This window comes from Roseibium sediminis, from assembly GCF_008711325.1.
Lineage (GTDB): Bacteria > Pseudomonadota > Alphaproteobacteria > Rhizobiales > Stappiaceae > Roseibium > Roseibium sediminis.
Genome location: NZ_VXDB01000114.1, coordinates 1 through 563, shown reverse-complemented (window position 1 = coordinate 563; position 563 = coordinate 1). Strand labels below are relative to the sequence as shown.

Here is a 563-nt window from a genome sequence, read left to right as displayed (position 1 = left end):
CGGCAATCGGAGCCATGGGCCAGCCGGTGCAGCATCGGCAGCAGCGTGATGGAATAGAGCGTGCGGCGGAACCCCTCGCCGCCGCGCGAGATCTGGGCAATCACCCCGGCAAAATGGCGGGTGCCCAGATATTTGTGATGGATGGTCAAGGTGGCAGGCGTGTCGAGCAGCGCATGCAGGTCGATATCGGGATCATCACTGGCCAGCTGCACATCGGTGGAGGTCAGGCCAAAGAGATCCTCGGAGACGGAAAAGTCATAGACCAGAAGCGCCGTGTCGCCTGCAGCCGGAGCGGTGAAGGAAAAGGCCAGATCCTGATCCTGGAATAGGGCCGGTATGCGCGCCAGCACATTCATGACATCACCTTCTTGAACACATCATCAAACAATTGGTTGTCTGCAATCTCGGGACGCTGCATCAGGAACGCCCTCCTGCCCGTTTACCGGGCGAAGCCGCAGACCTTGTGACCGGCGGTCTGCATTCCTCGGCAAGAAGCGGATCCGGCGGCAGGCGGTCCAGAAAGCCGGTGATCTCCAGCTCGGCGCGATGATCCTGCCAGCTGT

General features: G+C 60.9%; 1 protein-coding gene. It reads right to left on the bottom strand.

What is annotated here, in order from left to right; all coding sequences use genetic code 11:
- Positions 1–356: contractile injection system protein, VgrG/Pvc8 family (locus F0155_RS23310; RefSeq protein ID WP_208999427.1), on the bottom strand; the 356-nt coding region annotated here is incomplete at its 3' end.
- Between the last annotated feature and the right edge of the window lie 207 nt (positions 357–563).